The sequence below is a fragment of the Pseudoalteromonas sp. MB47 genome (assembly GCF_011319765.1).
Classification (GTDB): domain Bacteria; phylum Pseudomonadota; class Gammaproteobacteria; order Enterobacterales; family Alteromonadaceae; genus Pseudoalteromonas; species Pseudoalteromonas simplex.
Window position 1 is genome coordinate 14,220 of the sequence record NZ_VFBD01000024.1, and the last position, 20,685, is coordinate 34,904.

The 20,685-nt window shown below is 43.5% G+C and carries 13 protein-coding genes and 1 tRNA gene; 13 read left to right on the forward strand and 1 reads right to left on the reverse strand.

The window, feature by feature from the left end; translation table 11 throughout:
* Positions 1-105: 105 nt before the first annotated feature.
* Positions 106-3,990, reverse strand: coding sequence for a hybrid sensor histidine kinase/response regulator transcription factor (locus IMPJCBKJ_RS13280; RefSeq protein WP_206004242.1), 3,885 nt, complete (start codon positions 3,988-3,990; stop codon positions 106-108).
* A 216-nt stretch (positions 3,991-4,206) separates the two neighbouring features.
* On the opposite strand from IMPJCBKJ_RS13280, the gene IMPJCBKJ_RS13285 reads away from it, so the two are divergent.
* The 13 genes from IMPJCBKJ_RS13285 to tuf form a co-directional block, all read left to right on the forward strand.
* Positions 4,207-4,283: transfer RNA gene (locus tag IMPJCBKJ_RS13285), tRNA-Trp, on the forward strand.
* A 132-nt stretch (positions 4,284-4,415) separates the two neighbouring features.
* Positions 4,416-4,793 carry a preprotein translocase subunit SecE gene (gene secE / locus IMPJCBKJ_RS13290; protein WP_036971579.1) on the forward strand — a complete coding sequence of 126 codons (378 nt, stop codon included), beginning with the start codon at positions 4,416-4,418 and terminating at the stop codon, positions 4,791-4,793.
* A 4-nt stretch (positions 4,794-4,797) separates the two neighbouring features.
* On the forward strand, positions 4,798-5,355 hold the full coding sequence (nusG, locus tag IMPJCBKJ_RS13295) for a transcription termination/antitermination protein NusG (RefSeq protein WP_054554826.1): 558 nt from the start codon (positions 4,798-4,800) through the stop codon (positions 5,353-5,355).
* 214 nt (positions 5,356-5,569) lie between these two features.
* On the forward strand, positions 5,570-5,998 hold the full coding sequence (gene rplK, locus IMPJCBKJ_RS13300) for a 50S ribosomal protein L11 (RefSeq protein WP_054554827.1): 429 nt from the start codon (positions 5,570-5,572) through the stop codon (positions 5,996-5,998).
* Positions 5,999-6,002: 4 nt separating this feature from the next.
* Positions 6,003-6,707 carry a 50S ribosomal protein L1 gene (gene rplA / locus IMPJCBKJ_RS13305; RefSeq protein ID WP_054554828.1) on the forward strand — a complete coding sequence of 235 codons (705 nt, stop codon included), beginning with the start codon at positions 6,003-6,005 and terminating at the stop codon, positions 6,705-6,707.
* 319 nt (positions 6,708-7,026) lie between these two features.
* Complete coding sequence (rplJ, locus tag IMPJCBKJ_RS13310; RefSeq protein ID WP_054554829.1) at positions 7,027-7,521, forward strand: 50S ribosomal protein L10; 495 nt, start codon at positions 7,027-7,029, stop codon at positions 7,519-7,521.
* A gap of 81 nt (positions 7,522-7,602) precedes the next feature.
* Positions 7,603-7,965 (forward strand): 50S ribosomal protein L7/L12, encoded by a 363-nt coding sequence (rplL, locus tag IMPJCBKJ_RS13315; protein ID WP_054554830.1) that lies wholly within the window; start codon positions 7,603-7,605, stop codon positions 7,963-7,965.
* A 272-nt stretch (positions 7,966-8,237) separates the two neighbouring features.
* Complete coding sequence (gene rpoB, locus IMPJCBKJ_RS13320; protein WP_054554831.1) at positions 8,238-12,263, forward strand: DNA-directed RNA polymerase subunit beta; 4,026 nt, start codon at positions 8,238-8,240, stop codon at positions 12,261-12,263.
* A 97-nt stretch (positions 12,264-12,360) separates the two neighbouring features.
* On the forward strand, positions 12,361-16,533 hold the full coding sequence (gene rpoC, locus IMPJCBKJ_RS13325) for a DNA-directed RNA polymerase subunit beta' (protein WP_054554832.1): 4,173 nt from the start codon (positions 12,361-12,363) through the stop codon (positions 16,531-16,533).
* Positions 16,534-16,725: 192 nt separating this feature from the next.
* A complete protein-coding gene (gene rpsL, locus IMPJCBKJ_RS13330) occupies positions 16,726-17,100 on the forward strand; it encodes a 30S ribosomal protein S12 (RefSeq protein WP_002958885.1) in 375 nt (124 codons plus the stop codon).
* 97 nt (positions 17,101-17,197) lie between these two features.
* On the forward strand, positions 17,198-17,668 hold the full coding sequence (rpsG, locus tag IMPJCBKJ_RS13335; protein WP_054554834.1) for a 30S ribosomal protein S7: 471 nt from the start codon (positions 17,198-17,200) through the stop codon (positions 17,666-17,668).
* A gap of 27 nt (positions 17,669-17,695) precedes the next feature.
* Positions 17,696-19,810 carry an elongation factor G gene (gene fusA / locus IMPJCBKJ_RS13340; RefSeq protein ID WP_054554835.1) on the forward strand — a complete coding sequence of 705 codons (2,115 nt, stop codon included), beginning with the start codon at positions 17,696-17,698 and terminating at the stop codon, positions 19,808-19,810.
* 60 nt (positions 19,811-19,870) lie between these two features.
* Positions 19,871-20,685 (forward strand): elongation factor Tu (tuf, locus tag IMPJCBKJ_RS13345; protein ID WP_166340669.1); only part of this gene is annotated, 815 nt, incomplete at its 3' end.

Here is a 20,685-nt window from a genome sequence, read left to right on the forward strand (position 1 = left end):
TCTCATGCAGTAAATAACGCCGCACTATGGGCTTTGTTGTTATTGACGTTTGTATGGATAAGCTATAAAAATCAGTGTTTTATTAATAGCACTCAGGCGAAAACTTTATTCACTGACGCGAAATTCGGCATGTTTTTGATGTTTTTCTCGATACTGTTTTGGTGATAAGCCAACATAGCTCTTAAAGCTTCGGGCAAAATAGCTTTGTGAACTAAAACCTGCTTGCTCTGCGACTTGACCAATTGCTAGTTCGCTATCGATTAGCTGTTTTTTTGCAAACTCTAAGCGAGTATTGCGCAAATAATCAGAAGGCGTTTGTGAGTACAAGGCTTTCATTTTTAGTTGCAGCGCACGGGGACTTAAACATAACGCAGAGGCTAGCTGCTCAACCGAGAAGTTTTCATCTTGGTAGTGTGCTTGTACTGTCTGCTTAAGCTTTTCAGTGAAGGAATAATCTTTATTTTGCACAGTTACTGCAGCTGTATCGCTATTCAGAGGAGCTGCCAGTTGTGCTGTTAGGTGCTGGTTTAAAATTTGTCTCAGATTAAGCAGTCCTTTTACTCTACTTACTAGTAGAGTAGGTTCAAAAGGCTTACTTAAAAAGTCATCAGCTAATAAATCCAGCCCTTTTAAGCGGCTGTGGGTATCTGCTTTAGCTGAAAGTAATAATACTGGAATGTGGCTGGTGGCCGGATTTGCTCGAAGGGCTGCTAGTAGTTGATAACCATCCATATTTGGCATCATCACATCACTAATAATGAGCTCAGGTAAGTTTGACTGGCAAAGGTCGAGAGCTTGCTGACCATCAGTTGCACAGATACAGTTAAACTTTTTATTAAATAAAGAAAGGAGTAGCTCTGCCATTTCCTCATTATCTTCAACAATCAGCAGTGTTGGTTGTGAGGTATGAACTTGCATAGCGCTACTGGCTTGATTATCAGCACTTTCAATCATAGGTAATGACACAGTAAAGCAGCTACCTTCAGCGATTTTACTGCTTACACTGATAGAACCACCGTATTGTTCAACGAGTTGTTTTACTAAGCTCAGGCCAATACCACTTCCTGCTTCTGACGATGTTAAGCGAGTAAAGCGCTGAAAAATCGACTGCTGATGCTCACTGGCAATACCCACACCGGTATCAGTAATTTTAAACTTTAACGCTTGTTGTACTTCACTAAGGTGAATATCGACTGTGCCACCTGCAGGGGTGTACTTAAGAGCGTTGCTTATCAGATTACTAAAAATCGAGTGAGCATGTTCAGGAGCAAGGTTAATCTTAAGTGCTGTAGTGGTGGTGTCAGTGAAGCTAAATTGCAGCTGTTTTTGCTCATACAGAGGCCTGAAATCCGCCACTAAATCTGTTAAAAGTGGCGTAATAGAATAGGGGCTGACAGTGTAAATTGCCGTGCTTGGGCGTTGACTCAATTGTAAAAGTTGATTGATTAGCTCTAGTAAGCGTTGGCAGTTTCGTTTAATACTGGCTAGTTGCGTTTGAGCTTTTGGATCGGCATTGCTTCGCTGCAATTGACTGATCGGAGCGAGTATTAAGCTAAGTGGTGTTTTGAGTTCGTGGCTAATGTTATCTAAAAACTGGTCTTTTAATTTGTTTAGCTCAATTTCGGTTTGCTTCTCTTGCTCTGCTAGTTTGCGCTTGTACAAGGCATTTAACACAAGCCAAGTCAGTGCTAAAGCAAACACAAAGTAAATACAGTAGGCTAGTTTAGTTTGCCACCAAGGAGGCACAACAGTAAGTTCTAACAGCTGTGTACTGTCACTCCATTGACCATATTGATCTTTTGCTTTTAGCAATAACTGGTAGTGACCAGCAGGCAGCTGTGGATAGTTAATTTGTCTAAGGGATGCACCGGTATATAAAAATTGCTCATCAAAGCCAGCTAGCTTGTAGCCATATTGATAATGTTTTGGAGTCGCACCATTTTTTAATGCACTAAATTTAAAGCCGATAACCCCCGCTGATTTTGCAAACGAGAATGTCTGAGTTGCACTAGCAAGGGTATTGGTTTGCTTATCAAAATGATTACTTTTAATTGTTTGGTTATTAAGTAATAACTCAGTTAATACTGGCGTAGGGGGTGTGTGCGATAAGGTTAGTTGCTCAGGGTAAAAATGATTGTAGCCATTAATACCACCAAAAAATAACTCGCCATCGTCAGCTTGAAAGCTCGCACCTAATATAAATGATTGATGCTGAATGCCGTCTTCTGGTAGAAACTGCTGCATTTGCTGCGTGCTGGGGTTATAACGAGTGAGTCCGCCATTGGTTGCAAGCCAAAGCATGTCTTGTTTATCGGCAAGAATGTCAAAAATGTTGTCATTAGCTAAACCTTGTTGTTCAGTAATCTGTTTCACTGTGAGGGTATGCTTGTTGACTTGATTCAAGCCTTGCATGGTGCCAACCCAAATGTTGTCGTCATTCAGCAATAAAGAGGTGACCATGTTATGGCTAAGCCCTGCCTCACCAGAGCTTTGTTCATCTAATAAACTAAATTGCTCTGTTGATATATCGAGTTTATTGAGTCCTGCTCGGGTACCAATCCACAGTGCATGCTCTTTATTATCATAAGCCAAAGTAAATACGGTGTTGTTGGCAAGGCTATTTTGCGTATCACTGTGCTTATAGTGAGTTACTTTGGCAGAGGCAGGCTCGAAACGGGTTAGGCCTTGGTTACTACCAAGCCAAAGCGCACCTGTTTTGTCGCTGGTAATTGCGTAAACACGGTCACTGGCTAGCTGGTGGCTTTGCATGGTGAAAGCTGTAAACTCATCAAGGCTGTCTTGATACTTTATTAAGCCGCCTCCGTACGTACCTATCCACAACTGCTGGTTAGCGTCTTCGTGTAGGGCAAATATATTGTTATTGGTTAGGGCGTCTTTAAAGTGCTGATAACCAGAGGTTGTTTTGCGATTGAGTCCATCACGGGTACCAACCCAGACCTCACCATTGGCTCTTTTAACTATTGAACGGACAAAGTTATGACTTAACGAATTTGCTTGAGAGGTTTTTAATTGATGAGAGAACTGTTGCTGCTTAGGATCATAGCGGTGCACACCATAGCCGTCTGTGCCCAGCCAAATAATACCTTGCGAGTCTTGATAAAGAGAAAGCAAATAGTCGCTGCTTAAGCCATTGTGGTTTTGTTTGTTATGACGATGTTGAGTGAATCGCTCTTGTAAGTCAGCACCTGCAGGTAAAAGGTATAGACCTTGCCCGTAGCTTGTAAGCCAAAGGTTTTGCTGTTGGTCAATCAGGCTGTCTGTTACCCAGATTCCATTAAACTGTTCGATTTCTTCACTACTTTGCGTTGCTAAATTTAATATATGAAGACCTTTTTTAGCGCCAATAAGCAGCTTTTCGTCATTAAGCAATTTGAGATGCCAGAGCGGCACGGAAATCTGAGCATGCTGAGTAAATTGCTCAGTGCTTGAGTTAAATGAAATAAGCCCTTTATCTGTGGCAAGCCAAATTAGTTCATCGGTAATAACAATGTCTCGAATTAGTGGCTGCGCTGATTCATAGTGAAAGTGTGTAAAGCTATTATTTGATACATCAAAACGGGTTAATTTACCGTGTTCGTGGCCAAGCCACATAACATCGTCTTTAGCTAACGCCATAGACCAAATTTTATCTTCACTTAGGCTTTCATTATGGTGTGTAGAAAACACCTCAAACAGACCGGTTTTAGGGTTGAGTCTATTAAGCCCTTTGCTTGCAGTCGAAAACCATAGCTGGTTTTTACTATCTCTAACACAGCCTGTAATCCAATTCCCTGAAATGCTTTTATCATCGCTGTTAGCTTTAAAACGCTTAAATTCATAACCATCAAAGCGATTTAAGCCACCTTGTGTGGCAAACCATAAAAAACCTTGTTGGTCAGTGATGCTGCAAGTGATTGAATTTTGGCTCAGGCCCTGCTGACTATTAAAAGTGCTAAGGTGTAAAGAACGGGCACTACTCTGATTAGCCATCAACAAAATGAGGCATAACAATACAATATTAAAAGGGGATTTTAATAGCAGCACACTGATCCATGTTGTTTTATGTTCCTGTAATAGGTTTATGATAAACTGCTTTTTAATCAATGTTAATATTGATTTTTAAACGAACTGATGAGATTTTAACTAATGGGTATCTTTTACTCTTGTGTTAATGAATTGCGTAAGTATAATAGGCATCCACTTTGCAGGGGCGTAGTTCCAATTGGTAGAACAGCGGTCTCCAAAACCGACGGTTGGGAGTTCGAATCTCTCCGCCCCTGCCACTTTTTACACAATGTGTGCTAAGTCTGAAATTAAAAATCGGTTTAAACAAGTCAGTTTTTAAGTTTAGATTTTAATGGATTAACCCTGCCAGAGCGCAGGGTTGTTGTGTCTGTAGTTAAGGTAAAAATATTATGAGCACGAATGTAGAAACACCATCAAGTGCGATGGATTCAGTAAAGTGGATTGTAGCAATTGCGCTACTAGCAGGCGCAGTCGTTGGTAACCACATGTATGCAGACCAATCTGTATTATTACGTGCTATTGGTGTAGTGGTTGCTGTTGCAGCTGGTTTAGGCATTGCCTCACTAACTGAAAAAGGTCGTACTTTTCTTGCGTTTGCAAAAGAAGCACGTATCGAAGTACGTAAAGTTGTGTGGCCAACTCGCCAAGAAACAACACATACGACATTAATTGTAATGGTTGCAACTGTGATTATGGCGCTTATCCTTTGGGGATTAGATGGCATTTTATTCCGCGCAGTAGGCTTTTTAACTGGATTGGAGATCTAATCCCATGTCGGATGAGAAGAACGAAAAGAAACTACGTTGGTACGTAGTACAAGCTTTCTCTGGTTACGAGAAGCGTGTAGCACAAACTATTCTTGAGCACATCAAGATCGAAGGTTTGGAAGATAGTTTTGGTGAAGTATTAGTACCAACTGAAGAAGTTGTTGAGATGCGCGCTGGCCAAAAGCGTAAGTCTGAGCGTAAATTCTTCCCAGGTTACGTACTAGTTCAAATGGACATGAACGATGCAAGCTGGCACCTAGTGAACAGCACTGCACGTGTTATGGGCTTCATTGGTGGTACGTCTGATCGTCCAGCACCAATTAGCCAAAAAGAAGCTGACCGCATCTTAAACCGTCTTCAAGAGAACTCTGAAGCACCTAAGCCAGCTACATTATTCGAGCCAGGCGAAGTTGTTCGTGTTATCGATGGTCCATTTGCTGACTTCAGCGGTGTTGTTGAAGAAGTTGATTACGAGAAGAGCCGCGTGAAAGTGTCTGTTCTTATCTTCGGTCGTTCGACACCTGTTGACCTTGAATTTGGTCAAGTTGAGCAAGACAAGTAAGTAAAAAATTAAAGCTGCCAAAATCGTTTAATATTTTGGCAATAAGCTTGAAAAAGGCCGCTGATTAACTTATAATCAGCGGCCTTTTTGTGTTAGGGCAAGTTACAACTTGTTTTATCACTAAAAAGTGAGAACCAATTTTTAAACTGGGAAGCCGTTAGAGTACGCGTCCTCGCGCGCACAAGGCTATGACCCACCAAATGAGGTATTTATTATGGCTAAAAAAGTTGAAGCTATTATCAAGCTACAAGTTGCCGCTGGTATGGCTAACCCTAGTCCTCCAGTAGGTCCAGCACTAGGTCAACACGGTGTAAACATCATGGAATTCTGTAAAGCGTTCAACGCACGTACAGAATCTATCGAAAAAGGCGCTCCAGTTCCTGTAGTGATCTCTGTTTACGGTGACCGTTCTTTCACGTTCGACATGAAAACTCCACCGGCTGCTTACTTACTTAAGAAAGCTGCAGGCATCAAATCAGGTTCTGGCCGTCCTAACACTGAAAAAGTGGGTACAGTAACTCGTGCTCAACTTGAAGAAATCGTTGAGACAAAACGACCTGACCTTACAGCGGCTGATATGGACGCTGCAGTTCGCACTATCGCAGGTTCTGCGCGTGCGATGGGCTTGAACGTAGAGGACTAAGATAATGGCAAAATTAACTAAACGTATGCGTACTATCCGCGAAAAAGTGGATGTAACTAAAGATTACGAAATCAACGAAGCAGTTGCTCTTTTAAAAGAGTTAGCGACAGCTAAATTCGTAGAAAGTGTTGACGTTGCTGTTAACCTTGGTATCGATGCTCGTAAATCTGACCAAAACGTACGTGGTGCAACTGTACTACCTAACGGTACTGGTCGTGAAGTTCGTGTTGCTGTATTCACACAAGGCGCTAACGCAGATGCTGCGAAAGAAGCTGGTGCTGAATTAGTGGGCATGGAAGATCTTGCTGATCTAGTTAAGAAAGGCGAGATGAACTTTGACGTTGTTGTTGCATCTCCAGACGCTATGCGTGTTGTTGGTCAACTAGGTCAAATCTTAGGTCCACGTGGTCTAATGCCAAACCCTAAAACTGGTACTGTAACGCCTAACGTTGCAGAAGCAGTTAAAAACGCGAAAGCAGGTCAAGTTCGTTACCGTAACGACAAGAACGGTATCATCCATACTACTATCGGTAAGGTTGATTTCACTGCTGAGCAACTTCAACAAAACCTTGAAGCTCTTATTGTTGCGCTTAAGAAGGCTAAACCTTCTCAAGCAAAAGGTACTTACGTGAAGAAAGTAACTATCTCTACAACAATGGGCGCAGGTGTTGCTGTTGACCAAAACTCTCTAAGCACAGTTGTTGCTTAATTAAGAGTTTACATGGCGCGAAATTTGAACTATAATTTTGCGCCATTTTGTTGAGAAAGTTAATTTCGAAACAAGTAAAGAATTCGGGTTGAAGTCCATAATTTCGTAATGCCTTCGGGTAAAAGCGATAAATTGGACTTCCGTCCAAGACCGTAGGCGGCTTCGGCCTTAATATATTACCTACGTAGACGGTGTGAATCCCCAGATAGATTTTTCCTAATCTTCTGGCTCTCGCCGTAAAAAGCATCTCCATCTTTGATGGGGAAGAGTAGAACAGGGAAGCCAATTTCGGCAACCCATTAAACCAGGAGTAACACCCATGGCTTTAAATCTTCAAGGCAAAAAAGCAATTGTTGCTGAAGTCAACGAAGCAGCCACTGGTGCTCTTTCTGCAGTTGTTGCAGATTCTCGTGGTGTAACAGTTGGTGCTATCACTGCCCTTCGTAAAGAAGCTCGTGAAGCTGGTGTATGGATGAAAGTTGTTCGTAACACTTTAGCTAAACGTGCTGTTGAAGGTACAGATTTTGAGTGCCTTTCTGACTCACTTGTAGGTCCAAGCTTAATCGCTTTCTCTTCAGAGCACCCAGGTGCTGCTGCGCGTATCTTCAAAGATTTCGCGAAGAAGAACGAGAAATTCGAAGTTAAGACGGCTGCATTTGAAGGTAACGTAGTAGACGCAGCTATGCTAGCAACTCTACCTACTTACGACGAAGCTGTTGCACGCTTAATGAGCGCTATGAAAGAAGCGTCTGCAGGTAAATTGTGTAAAACAATTGAAGCAGTACGTGTACAGAAAGAAGAGCAAGCTGCTTAATTTTAAGCTGTTTTTTTGTTCACTTTCGGTGTAATATTTTTTTTGGGCTATATTTAGTCCGTAATAATTAGGAAATTTGTAATGTCTGTAACTAAAGACCAAATCCTTGATGCTATTGCTGAAATGTCAGTAATGGACGTTGTTGCTCTAGTTGAAGCAATGGAAGAAAAATTCGGCGTAACTGCAGCTGCTGCTGTTGTTGCTGGTCCTGCTGCTGAAGCTGCTGAAGAAAAGACTGAGTTCGACGTAATCCTTACTGGCGCTGGCGCTAACAAGGTTGCAGCTATCAAAGCTGTACGTGGTGCTACTGGTCTTGGCCTTAAAGAAGCTAAAGCACTTGTTGAAGCTGCTCCTGCACCTATCAAAGAAGGTGTATCTAAAGAAGAAGCTGAAGCACTTGCAAAAGACCTTACTGAAGCTGGTGCTGAAGTTGAGGTTAAGTAATCTAGCTTACGCTAGGTTCGCTGCCTGAGTAATCAGGCAAGGGCTGGTGATTATTTAATCACCGGCCTTTTTGCGCTATAGAGCGATGCAATCCTGTAACGCAAATAAAATCTAATTTTCTCTTTACTTTCAAGTTGTTACCTATTTTGGTATTGAAAGTGTCAGAGCAAAATAGAACAACAATTTAATGTTGTACATCTTGGCTTAGATGCCAGTTAAGTCTGTTCTTACAAGAACAGGTCGGGTCAAAGATCAGCAAGCTGAGGAACCCCATGGCTTACTCTTATTCTGAAAAGAAACGTATCCGTAAGGATTTTGGTAAACGTCCACAAGTTTTGGATATACCTTTCTTACTGTCGACGCAGTTAGAATCGTTTAAAAAATTCTTAGTCCCTGACGCTGATGGCGATCACGGTTTGGAAGCTGCTTTCCGTTCTGTGTTTCCTATCAAAAGCTACTCGGGAAATTCTGAGCTTCAATACGTAAGTTATCGTATTGGTGAGCCAGTATTCGATGTAAAAGAATGTCAAATTCGCGGTGTGACTTATTCTGCTCCACTTCGCGTAAAATTGCGTCTTGTGGTGATGGACAAAGAAGCACCAGGCACAGTTAAAGACATTAAAGAGCAAGAAGTTTACATGGGCGAAATTCCGCTCATGACTGATACCGGTACCTTTGTTATCAATGGTACAGAGCGTGTTATCGTTTCTCAGCTACACCGTAGCCCTGGTGTATTCTTTGATAACGACCGCGGTAAAACTCACTCGTCAGGTAAAGTACTTTATAACGCGCGTGTAATTCCTTACCGTGGTTCATGGTTAGACTTCGAGTTTGATGCAAAAGATAACCTTTATGTACGTATTGACCGTCGTCGTAAATTACCGGCGTCAATCATCCTACGTGCACTTGAGTACTCAACGGATGAAATCCTAGAGATATTCTTCGATACAACTGCGTTTGAAGTTGCTGACGGTAAAGTTCTTATGGAACTTGTTCCTTCACGCTTACGTGGTGAAACTGCCGCTTTTGATATCAAAGGCGAAGACGGTGAAGTCCTTGTTGAAGCGGGTCGTCGTATTACTGCGCGTCACATCAAGAACATCGAGAAAAAAGGTATTAACCAATTAGAAGTACCGCATGAGTACATCATTGGTCGTGTTGTAGCTAAAAACTATGTTGATGAGTCAACGGGTGAGATCATCGCAAACGCGAATGACGAGCTATCACTTGAGCTAATGGCTGAATTGGTTAAAGCAGGTCACACTAAGATTGATACACTATATATCAACGAAGTGGACAGCGGCGCCTACATGTCAGATACATTACGTATCGACACAACAAGCAACCGTTTAGAAGCATTAGTAGAAATTTATCGCATGATGCGCCCAGGCGAGCCACCGACGAAAGACGCGGCTGAAGCCTTATTTGATAACTTGTTCTTCTCTGACGAGCGTTACGATTTATCAACAGTTGGTCGTATGAAGTTCAATAGCCGTGTAGGTTATGACTCAGATACTGGCCCTGGCACATTATCGAAAGAAGACATCGTAGCTGTTATGAAAGTGCTTATCGCTATTCGTAACGGTGTTGGCGATGTTGATGATATCGACCACTTAGGCAACCGTCGTATCCGTAGTGTTGGCGAAATGGCTGAGAACCAATTCCGCGTTGGTCTAGTACGTGTTGAGCGTGCTGTACGTGAGCGTTTAAGCTTAGGTGACCTTGACGCTGTAATGCCACAAGATCTTATTAACGCTAAGCCTATTTCGGCTGCGGTTAAAGAGTTCTTTGGTTCATCTCAGTTATCACAGTTCATGGACCAAAATAACCCGCTTTCAGAAGTAACGCACAAGCGTCGTATTTCTGCATTAGGCCCGGGTGGTTTAACACGTGAACGCGCTGGCTTCGAGGTTCGAGACGTTCACGTAACTCACTATGGTCGTGTATGTCCAATCGAAACGCCTGAGGGTCCAAACATCGGTCTAATTAACTCATTGTCTACGTACGCACGTACCAATGACTATGGTTTCTTAGAAACACCTTACCGTAAAGTGGTAAACGGTGTAGTTACTGATGAAGTAGATTACTTATCAGCCATTGAAGAAGGTCAGTTTGTTATCGCTCAGGCGAACTCAAACTTGAACGAAAACAATGAGTTTGTTGATGAACTAATTCCATGTCGTCACAAAGGTGAATCAACCTTTATGGGCAAAATGGACCAACAATATATGGACGTATCACCACAACAGGTGATCTCTGTAGCGGCAGCACTTATCCCGTTCCTAGAACACGATGATGCTAACCGTGCATTGATGGGTTCAAACATGCAACGTCAAGCCGTACCAACACTTATCGCGGACAAACCGCTGGTAGGTACAGGTATCGAGCTTACACTAGCGAAAGATTCTGGTGTAACTATCGTTGCTAAGCGTGGTGGTGAAGTAATGTATGCGGATGCAAGCCGCATCGTTGTAAATGTACATGAAGATGAGCGTATTCCAGGTGAAGCGGGCATCGATATTTACAACCTTACTAAATACACTCGCTCAAACCAAAATACATGTATTAACCAAAAACCAACTTGTATGGTTGGTGAGCCGGTAACACGTGGTGACGTATTAGCAGATGGTCCTTCGACTGACCTAGGTGACTTAGCACTTGGTCAAAACCTTCGCGTGGCATTCATGCCATGGAACGGTTATAACTTCGAGGATTCAATCCTACTATCTGAGCGTGTAGTTCAAGAAGATCGTCTAACGACTATCCACATTCAAGAACTACAATGTATCGCACGTGATACTAAATTAGGTCCTGAAGAGATCACAGCAGATATCCCTAACGTAGGTGAGTCTGCACTAGGCAAGCTTGATGAATCAGGCGTTGTTTATATCGGTGCTGAAGTTAAAGGCGGCGATATCCTAGTAGGTAAAGTGACTCCGAAAGGCGAAACGCAATTAACACCAGAAGAAAAGCTACTACGTGCTATCTTCGGTGAGAAAGCGTCAGACGTTAAAGACAGCTCTTTACGCGTACCAAACTCTGTAACTGGTACTGTAATCGACGTACAAGTTTTCACCCGTGACGGTGTTGAAAAAGATAAGCGTGCGTTAGAAGTTGAAGACATGCAGCTTCGCGAAGCGAAGAAAGACTTCAACGAAGAGTTCCGTATCTTAGAAGCAGGTGTATTAGACCGTGCTCGTAAGTTACTTGTTGACGCAGGTCTGAACGCAGATTCAATTGCATCACTAAATGCTGAAAAGCTGCTTACTCAAAGCCTTGCTGAAGAAGACAAGCAAGCTGAACTTGAGCAACTAGCTGCCCAGTACGATGAGCTTAAAGCTGAATACGATAAGAAGTTTGAAAACAAACGTCGTAAGATCACTCAAGGTGATGACTTAGCACCAGGCGTACTTAAGATTGTTAAAGTATACCTAGCTGTTAAACGTCGTATCCAACCAGGTGATAAGATGGCGGGTCGTCACGGTAACAAAGGTGTTATCTCGACTATCGTACCAGTAGAAGATATGCCATACGATGACAAAGGTCGTACGGTAGACATCGTTCTGAACCCGCTAGGTGTACCATCACGTATGAACATCGGTCAGATCCTAGAAACACACATGGGTCTTGCTGCACGTGGTGTGGGTGAGCGTTTAGAAGAAATGATGAAAGAGCAGCGTGAACTGCACGAAATCCGTAGCTTCGTTAAGAAAGTTTACGAATTAGGTGATTGTCGTCAGAAAGTTGATATCGACTCGTTCTCTGATGATGAAGTTCGTCGCTTAGCTGATAACTTGAAAGGTGGTTTACCGATCGCAACTCCAGCCTTTGATGGTGCTCGTGAAAGCGAAATCAAAGACTTACTAGAGCTTGGTGGTTATCCAAGAAGCGGTCAAGTTACACTTTATGATGGCCGTACTGGCGATCAGTTCGAACGTCAAGTAACTGTTGGTTACATGTACATGCTGAAACTTAACCACTTGGTTGATGACAAGATGCACGCACGTTCAACTGGTTCTTACAGCCTTGTTACTCAGCAGCCGCTGGGTGGTAAAGCTCAGTTCGGTGGCCAGCGTTTCGGTGAGATGGAGGTGTGGGCACTAGAAGCTTACGGTGCTGCATATACTCTACAAGAAATGCTAACAGTGAAATCGGATGACGTGAACGGTCGTACTAAGATGTATAAGAACATCGTAGATGGTAACCATAAGATGGAACCAGGTATGCCAGAATCGTTCAACGTATTGTTGAAAGAAATCCGCTCACTGGGTATCAACATCGAGTTGGAAGAAAATTAAGCCATTTAGGTGCGGCGTAAGCCGCACCTGTTAGGCCGAATAGAATGTAGGGGCGATTGGTTCGCCCTCAAGATTAACCTCCGACAGGAGAGCTAAGGTGAAAGACTTACTTAAGTTTCTGAAGCAACAAAATAAGACCGAAGAATTCGATGCAATTCGCATTGGTCTTGCTTCGCCAGATATGGTTCGTTCATGGTCATACGGTGAAGTAAAGAAACCTGAGACAATCAACTACCGTACTTTCAAGCCTGAGCGCGACGGCTTATTCTGTGCCCGTATTTTCGGCCCAGTGAAAGATTATGAGTGTTTATGTGGTAAATATAAGCGCCTTAAGCACCGTGGTGTTATTTGTGAAAAGTGTGGCGTTGAAGTAACGCTTACTAAAGTGCGTCGTGACCGTATGGGTCACATTGAGCTTGCGAGCCCAGTTGCGCACATTTGGTTCTTAAAATCATTACCGTCACGTATTGGCTTAATGCTAGACATGACACTTCGTGACATCGAGCGCGTACTTTACTTCGAATCATTCGTAGTAACTGAGCCTGGTATGACAACGCTTGAGCGTGGTCAGCTTTTAGGTGAAGAAGAGTACCTAGATGCACTTGAAGAGCACGGTGATGAGTTTGAAGCGAAGATGGGTGCAGAAGCAGTATTAGACTTGCTTCGTGAACTTGATCTTGGCCAATTAATTGCTGAAATGCGCGAAGAGTTACCAACAATTAACTCTGAAACTAAGCGTAAGAAGATCACTAAACGTCTTAAATTAATGGAATCTTTCCACCAATCAGGTAACAACCCTGAGTGGATGATCATGACAGTACTTCCAGTACTTCCGCCTGATCTACGTCCATTAGTACCACTAGACGGTGGTCGTTTTGCGACTTCTGATCTGAATGACCTTTACCGTCGTGTTATTAACCGTAATAACCGTCTTAAGCGTCTATTAGATCTAGCAGCACCAGACATTATCGTACGCAACGAAAAACGTATGTTACAAGAAGCGGTAGATGCGCTACTTGATAACGGTCGTCGCGGTCGTGCGATCACAGGTTCTAACAAACGTCCTCTTAAATCGCTTGCTGATATGATCAAAGGTAAGCAAGGTCGTTTCCGTCAGAACTTACTTGGTAAACGTGTAGATTACTCTGGCCGTTCTGTAATCACAGTAGGTCCTACGCTTAAACTACACCAGTGTGGTCTTCCTAAGAAGATGGCACTTGAGCTATTCAAACCATTTATCTACGGCAAATTAGAGCGTCGCGGCATGGCTACGACTATCAAAGCTGCTAAGAAGATGGTTGAGCGTGAAGTGGCAGAAGTATGGGATGTATTAGACGAAGTAATTCGTGAACATCCAGTATTACTTAACCGTGCACCAACACTTCACCGTTTGGGTATCCAAGCGTTCGAACCTGTGCTTATCGAAGGTAAAGCGATCCATTTACACCCATTAGTTTGTGCGGCGTACAACGCTGACTTCGATGGTGACCAAATGGCGGTACACGTACCGTTAACGCTTGAAGCACAGTTAGAAGCACGTGCTCTAATGATGTCTACAAACAACATCCTATCTCCAGCGAATGGTGAGCCAATCATCGTTCCTTCACAGGACGTTGTATTAGGTCTTTACTACATGACTCGTGATCGCATCAATGCGAAAGGCGAAGGTACTGTATTTAAAGATCCTAAAGAAGCTGAAAAAGCATACCGCAGTGGTAATGCTGAGCTACATGCGCGCGTAAAAGTACGTATTAGCGAAACAGTTGACAATGAAGAAGGTGAAGCAGTTGAGCAAGTATCTATTGTTGAAACAACAGTAGGTCGTGCAATTCTTTCACTAATCCTACCTAAAGGCATGCCGTTTGAGTTAATCAACCAAGCCCTAGGTAAGAAACAAATTTCTGGCTTATTAAACGAGTGTTACCGTCGTCTAGGTCTTAAAGATACCGTTATCTTTGCTGACCAAGTAATGTACACAGGTTTCCACTACGCAATGAAGTCAGGTGTTTCAATCGGTATCGATGACTTAGTTATCCCACCGGTTAAAGCAGAAATCATTGAATCAGCGGAAGCTGAAGTAACTGAAATCAACCAACAATTCCAATCAGGTCTTGTAACGGCTGGTGAAAAGTACAACAAAGTTATCGATATCTGGTCACGTGTAAATGAAAACTTATCACGTGAGATGATGGCGAACTTATCAAAAGACACTGTAATCAACGCGAAAGGCGAAGAAGAAGAGCAATCTTCATTTAACTCAGTGTTTATGATGGCAGACTCAGGTGCACGTGGTAGCGCCGCTCAGATCCGTCAGTTAGCGGGTATGCGTGGTCTAATGGCACGTCCAGATGGTTCAATCATCGAGACACCAATCACGGCGAACTTCCGTGAAGGTCTAAACGTACTACAGTACTTCATCTCAACGCACGGTGCGCGTAAAGGTCTTGCCGATACAGCACTTAAAACAGCAAACTCGGGTTACTTAACGCGTCGTCTAGTAGACGTTGCACAAGACTTAGTAATCAACGAAGACGACTGTGGCACAGAAGATGGCTTAACAATGAAACCGCTTATCGAAGGTGGTGACGTTGTAGAAGCACTTCGTGAACGTGTACTAGGTCGTGTTGTTGCTGAAGATGTATTAATTCCAAATACTAACGAAGTACTTGTTGAGCGTAACGTTATGCTTGACGAAAAACTGTGTGACCTTTTAGAAGAGCACTCAGTGGATGAAGTACGCGTTCGTTCAGTAATCACTTGTGATAATGACTTTGGTGTATGTGCTAAGTGTTACGGTCGTGACCTTGCGCGTGGCCACATCATCAACCCAGGTGAGTCAGTAGGTGTTATCGCGGCACAATCAATCGGTGAGCCGGGTACACAGCTTACGATGCGTACCTTCCACATCGGTGGTGCGGCATCTCGAGCGTCTGCTGAAAACAGTGTACAAGTTAAAACTAACGGTACATTGAAGTTACACAATGCGAAGTACGTATTAAACACAGACGGTAAGATTGTTATCACGTCTCGTTCAACAGAGATCACTATCATCGATAGCTTTGGTCGTGAGAAAGAGCGTTATAAAGTACCTTACGGTGCGGTGTTAGCAGTACAAGATAATGCAGAAGTTCAAGGTAACGACATCGTTGCTACTTGGGACCCGCATAGTCACCCAATCGTTCTTGAGCACAAGTCAAAAATCTCATTCAGCGACATTGATGACTCAAATACCGAAGCACAAACAGACGAGTTAACTGGTTTAACACGTGTGGTTGTTAAAGACTTAGGTAAAGCGAATGCGAAAGAACCTAAACTAATCATCGAAAGCGATGAGCGTGGTCTGCAAGAAACACGTCTTCCTTCATTCACAACGATTGAAGTAACAGACGGTGCAACTGCAAACCCAGGTGACGTACTAGCACGTATTCCGCAAGAAGGTTCGAAGACTCGTGATATCACGGGTGGTCTACCTCGCGTAGCTGACTTATTCGAAGCACGTAAGCCGAAAGATCCTGCAATCCTTGCAGAAATCACAGGTACTATCAGCTTCGGTAAAGAAACTAAAGGTAAGAAGCGTCTTGTAATCACTCCTGCTGAGGGTGACGCATACGAAGAGATGATCCCTAAATGGCGTCAACTTAACGTGTTCGAAGGTGAGCAAGTGTCTAAAGGTGAGGTTATCGCCGATGGTCCTGAGTCACCACATGACATCTTACGCCTACGTGGTGTAACTCATGTAGCTAACTACATCGTTAACGAAGTGCAAGAGGTTTACCGCTTGCAAGGCGTTAAGATCAATGACAAGCACATTGAGACAATTATTCGTCAGATGCTACGTAAATGTATCATCCTTGACGGCGGTGACACTGAGTTCTTAGCCGGTGAACAAGTTGAAGTAGCACGCGTTAATATTTCTAACCGTGAACTTGAGAAACAAGGCAAGATCCCAGCGAAGTTTGAAATCCAGTTAATGGGTATCACTAAAGCGTCACTTGCAACAGAATCTTTCATTTCTGCAGCATCGTTCCAGGAGACAACTCGTGTCCTAACTGAAGCCGCTGTAAATGGTAAGAGCGATGAGCTTCGTGGTCTGAAAGAGAACGTAATCGTGGGTCGTCTGATCCCAGCTGGTACAGGCTTTGCGTATCACCAAGACCGTTTAAACCGTCGCAAGCAAGGTGAAATCGTTGAAGAGCAAACAGTAAGCGCTGAAGAGGCAACTCAAGCACTTACTGACGCACTAAACGCAGATATCTCTGGAAACCAATAATCTCAGCTTAATCAATAGATTAAGAAATCGTAAGGCAGTTATCTTCTGCCTTACGATGAGTTAAGGTTGACAGGTTAAACTTTGCTCATTAAAATTCCGCCACCCATTTGCCTGCACGTTTTGTAACGAGCATGTAAACAGGGCGGATTTTTTATTTTTTCAGTAGTAATTTTAATTTCAGGAGCTATTTAAATGGCAACTATTAACCAGCTAGTGCGTAAGCCACGTCGTAGCAAAGTTACTAAAAGTAACTCAGCTGCACTTAAAGCTTGTCCGCAAAAGCGTGGTGTATGTACTCGTGTATATACAACTACACCTAAGAAACCAAACTCTGCATTACGTAAAGTAGCGCGTGTTCGTTTAACTAACGGTTTCGAAGTAACATCTTACATTGGTGGTGAAGGCCACAACTTACAAGAGCACAGTGTAATCCTAATCCGTGGTGGTCGTGTTAAAGACTTACCAGGTGTGCGTTTCCACACTGTACGTGGTGCACTTGACTGTGCAGGCGTTAGCGACCGTCGTCAAGCTCGTTCTAAATACGGTGCTAAACGCCCTAAGGGCTAATGGTTCTCCGTTAGTAAGGCCAAGCACTAAATTTTTAAATTAATTGTTTTGGGTATTGACTCTAAAAGAGCAAACCTGAAGATACCGGAGATACAAAATGCCTAGAAGACGCGTAATAGGTCAACGTAAAATTCTTCCAGATCCTAAGTTCGGATCGGAACTTCTTGCTAAATTCGTTAACGTAGTAATGTTAGACGGCAAGAAATCTACTGCTGAAAAAATCGTTTATGGTGCGTTAGACGTGGCTGCTGAGAAATCAGGCAAGTCGCACCTTGAAATCTTTGAAGCTGCACTTGAAAACGTTCGCCCACAGGTAGAGGTTAAATCTCGCCGTGTTGGTGGTTCAACGTACCAAGTACCAGTTGAAGTACGTCCAGTACGTCGCAACGCATTAGGTATGCGTTGGTTAGTAGACGCTGCACGTAAGCGTGGCGAAAAATCTATGGGCTTACGTTTAGCTCAAGAAATCGTTGACGCTGCTGACAACAAAGGCACTGCGGTTAAGAAACGTGAAGACGTTCACCGTATGGCTGAAGCGAATAAAGCATTCGCTCATTACCGTTGGTAATCTGCCCTTAACCTTTAAGAGGATCATATGGCACGTACAACTCCACTTGAGCGCTATCGCAATATCGGTATTTGCGCTCACGTAGATGCAGGTAAAACCACCACAACAGAACGTGTTCTGTTCTACACGGGTCTTTCTCATAAGATCGGTGAAGTACATGATGGTGCTGCAACTATGGATTGGATGGAGCAGGAACAAGAGCGTGGTATCACAATCACTTCTGCTGCAACAACGTGTTTCTGGAAAGGGATGGACGCTCAATTTGACGACCATCGCATCAATATCATTGATACGCCAGGACACGTAGATTTCACTATCGAAGTAGAGCGTTCTTTACGCGTACTAGATGGTGCGGTAGTTGTTCTTTGTGCTTCATCTGGTGTACAGCCGCAAACTGAGACAGTTTGGCGTCAAGCGAACAAATACGAAGTTCCTCGAATGATCTTCGTAAACAAAATGGATCGCACTGGCGCTGACTTCTTAACAGTTGTGGACCAGGTGAAATCTCGTCTTGGAGCAACGCCTGTTCCAATTCAGCTACCAATTGGTGCTGAAGACGACTTTAAAGGTGTTATTGACCTTATTAAGATGAAAGCCATTAACTGGAATGCCGAAGATCAAGGCATGACTTTCTCTTATGAGGCCATTCCGGCAGAGCTTCTGGAGCTTGCAGAAGAATGGCGTTCTCACATGGTTGAGAGCGCTGCTGAAGCATCAGAAGAACTAATGGACAAATATCTAGAAGGTGAAGACCTGACCGAAGCTGAAATTAAAGCAGCTTTACGTCAGCGCACATTAGCAAACGAAATTGTTCCAATGACGTGTGGTAGTGCATTTAAGAATAAGGGTGTTCAAGCTGTGCTTGATGCTGTTATCGAATATATGCCTGCGCCAACACAAGTGAAACAAATCCAAGGTATCGTTGAAGATGGTACTGAGGAAGAACGTCCTGCTGATGACAACGCACCGTTTGCCGCACTTGCTTTTAAGATTGCGACAGACCCGTTCGTTGGCACCTTGACCTTCTTCCGTGTTTACTCTGGTACTGTTAAACAGGGTGATGCGGTATACAATCCAGTTAAAAGTAAGCGTGAGCGACTTGGTCGTATCGTTCAGATGCATTCAAACTCACGTGAAGAGATCAAAGTAGTCTACGCAGGCGACATCGCAGCGGCTATTGGTCTTAAAGACGTAACAACAGGTGAGACACTGTGTGATCCGAACTCAATCATTACGCTTGAGCGTATGGAGTTCCCAGAGCCAGTTATCTCTGTTGCGGTTGAGCCTCGCACAGTCGCTGACCAAGATAAGATGGGTATCGCGTTAGGTAAACTAGCGGCAGAAGATCCGTCTTTCAGAGTACAAACTGACGAAGAATCAGGCCAGACTATTATTTCTGGTATGGGTGAACTTCACCTTGATATCATTGTCGACCGTATGAAACGTGAATTCAGTGTTGAATGTAACGTTGGTAAGCCGCAGGTAGCATACCGTGAAGCTATCCGTTCAGCTGTTGAAGTTGAAGGGAAGTTCGTACGTCAATCAGGTGGTCGTGGTCAATATGGTCACGTCTGGCTTAAACTTGAACCGATGGATATTTCGGAAGATGATGCGCCAACTTACGAATTCGTTAACGAAATCGTTGGTGGTTCAGTTCCTAAAGAATACATCCCTGCGGTAGACAAAGGCATCCAAGAGCAAATGGCTCAAGGTGTGCTTGCTGGCTACCCATTACTTGGCGTTAAAGCGACTTTATATGATGGTTCATTCCATGATGTAGACTCGAATGAAATGGCATTTAAGATTGCAGGTTCAATGGCGATGAAGAAAGGTGCGCTTGAAGCAAACCCTGCTCTTCTAGAACCAGTAATGAAGGTTGAAGTTATCACTCCTGAAGAAAACATGGGTGATGTAGTTGGTGACTTAAACCGTCGCCGCGGCATGATCGAAGGCATGGAAGAAGCATTCGGTGGTCTTAAGCAAATTAATGCGCAAGTACCACTTTCTGAAATGTTTGGTTATGCAACTGATCTGCGATCTGCAACACAAGGCCGTGCATCTTACTCTATGGAGTTTTTGAAGTATGCAGAAGCCGCTAAAAACGTTGCAGATGCAATAATTGCAGCTCGCGCTGTTATATGATTTAGCTTGTCTGGCCCAATAGTGGGTCAGGCGTTAATTTCTTTATAGGAATTTTTTAAGATGGCAAAAGAAAAGTTTGAACGCGTAAAACCGCACGTAAACGTTGGTACAATCGGCCACGTTGACCACGGTAAAACAACTCTAACAGCAGCAATCACTAACGTACTTGCAAAAGTATACGGTGGTGTAGCTAAAGACTTCGCATCAATCGATAACGCTCCAGAAGAGCGTGAGCGTGGTATCACAATCTCAACTTCACACGTTGAGTACGATACTCCAACTCGTCACTACGCACACGTAGACTGTCCAGGACACGCCGATTATGTTAAAAACATGATCACTGGTGCTGCTCAAATGGACGGCGCAATCCTAGTAGTTGCTGCGACTGACGGTCCTATGCCACAAACTCGTGAGCACATCCTACTTTCTCGTCAGGTTGGTGTACCTTACATCATCGTATTCATGAACAAATGTGACATGGTTGACGACGAAGAGCTACTTGAGCTAGTTGAGATGGAAGTTCGTGAACTTCTTTCTGAGTACGACTTCCCAGGTGATGACTTACCACTAATCCAAGGTTCAGCGCTTAAAGCGTTAGAAGGCGAGAAAGAGTGGGAAGACAAAATCGTTGAGCTTGCAGAAGCACTAGATTCTTACATCCCAGAGCCAGAGCGTGACATCGATAAGCCATTCATCATGCCTATCGAAGACGTATTCTCAATCCAAGGTCGTGGTACTGTTGTAACAGGCCGTGTTGAAGCTGGTATCATCAACGTGAATGACGAAGTTGAAATCGTAGGTATCAAAGAAACTACGAAGACAACTTGTACAGGTGTTGAGATGTTCCGTAAGCTTCTAGACGAAGGTCGTGCGGG

Bases quoted from the DNA above. Each gene is read 5' to 3' on its own strand.
- IMPJCBKJ_RS13280 (WP_206004242.1), bottom strand. From the start codon at position 3,990: ATGGCTAATCAGAGTAGTGCCCGTTCTTTACACCTTAGCACTTTTAAT.
- secE (WP_036971579.1), top strand. From the start codon at position 4,416: ATGAGCACGAATGTAGAAACACCATCAAGTGCGATGGATTCAGTAAAG.
- nusG (WP_054554826.1), top strand. From the start codon at position 4,798: ATGTCGGATGAGAAGAACGAAAAGAAACTACGTTGGTACGTAGTACAA.
- rplK (WP_054554827.1), top strand. From the start codon at position 5,570: ATGGCTAAAAAAGTTGAAGCTATTATCAAGCTACAAGTTGCCGCTGGT.
- rplA (WP_054554828.1), top strand. From the start codon at position 6,003: ATGGCAAAATTAACTAAACGTATGCGTACTATCCGCGAAAAAGTGGAT.
- rplJ (WP_054554829.1), top strand. From the start codon at position 7,027: ATGGCTTTAAATCTTCAAGGCAAAAAAGCAATTGTTGCTGAAGTCAAC.
- rplL (WP_054554830.1), top strand. From the start codon at position 7,603: ATGTCTGTAACTAAAGACCAAATCCTTGATGCTATTGCTGAAATGTCA.
- rpoB (WP_054554831.1), top strand. From the start codon at position 8,238: ATGGCTTACTCTTATTCTGAAAAGAAACGTATCCGTAAGGATTTTGGT.
- rpsL (WP_002958885.1), top strand. From the start codon at position 16,726: ATGGCAACTATTAACCAGCTAGTGCGTAAGCCACGTCGTAGCAAAGTT.
- rpsG (WP_054554834.1), top strand. From the start codon at position 17,198: ATGCCTAGAAGACGCGTAATAGGTCAACGTAAAATTCTTCCAGATCCT.
- fusA (WP_054554835.1), top strand. From the start codon at position 17,696: ATGGCACGTACAACTCCACTTGAGCGCTATCGCAATATCGGTATTTGC.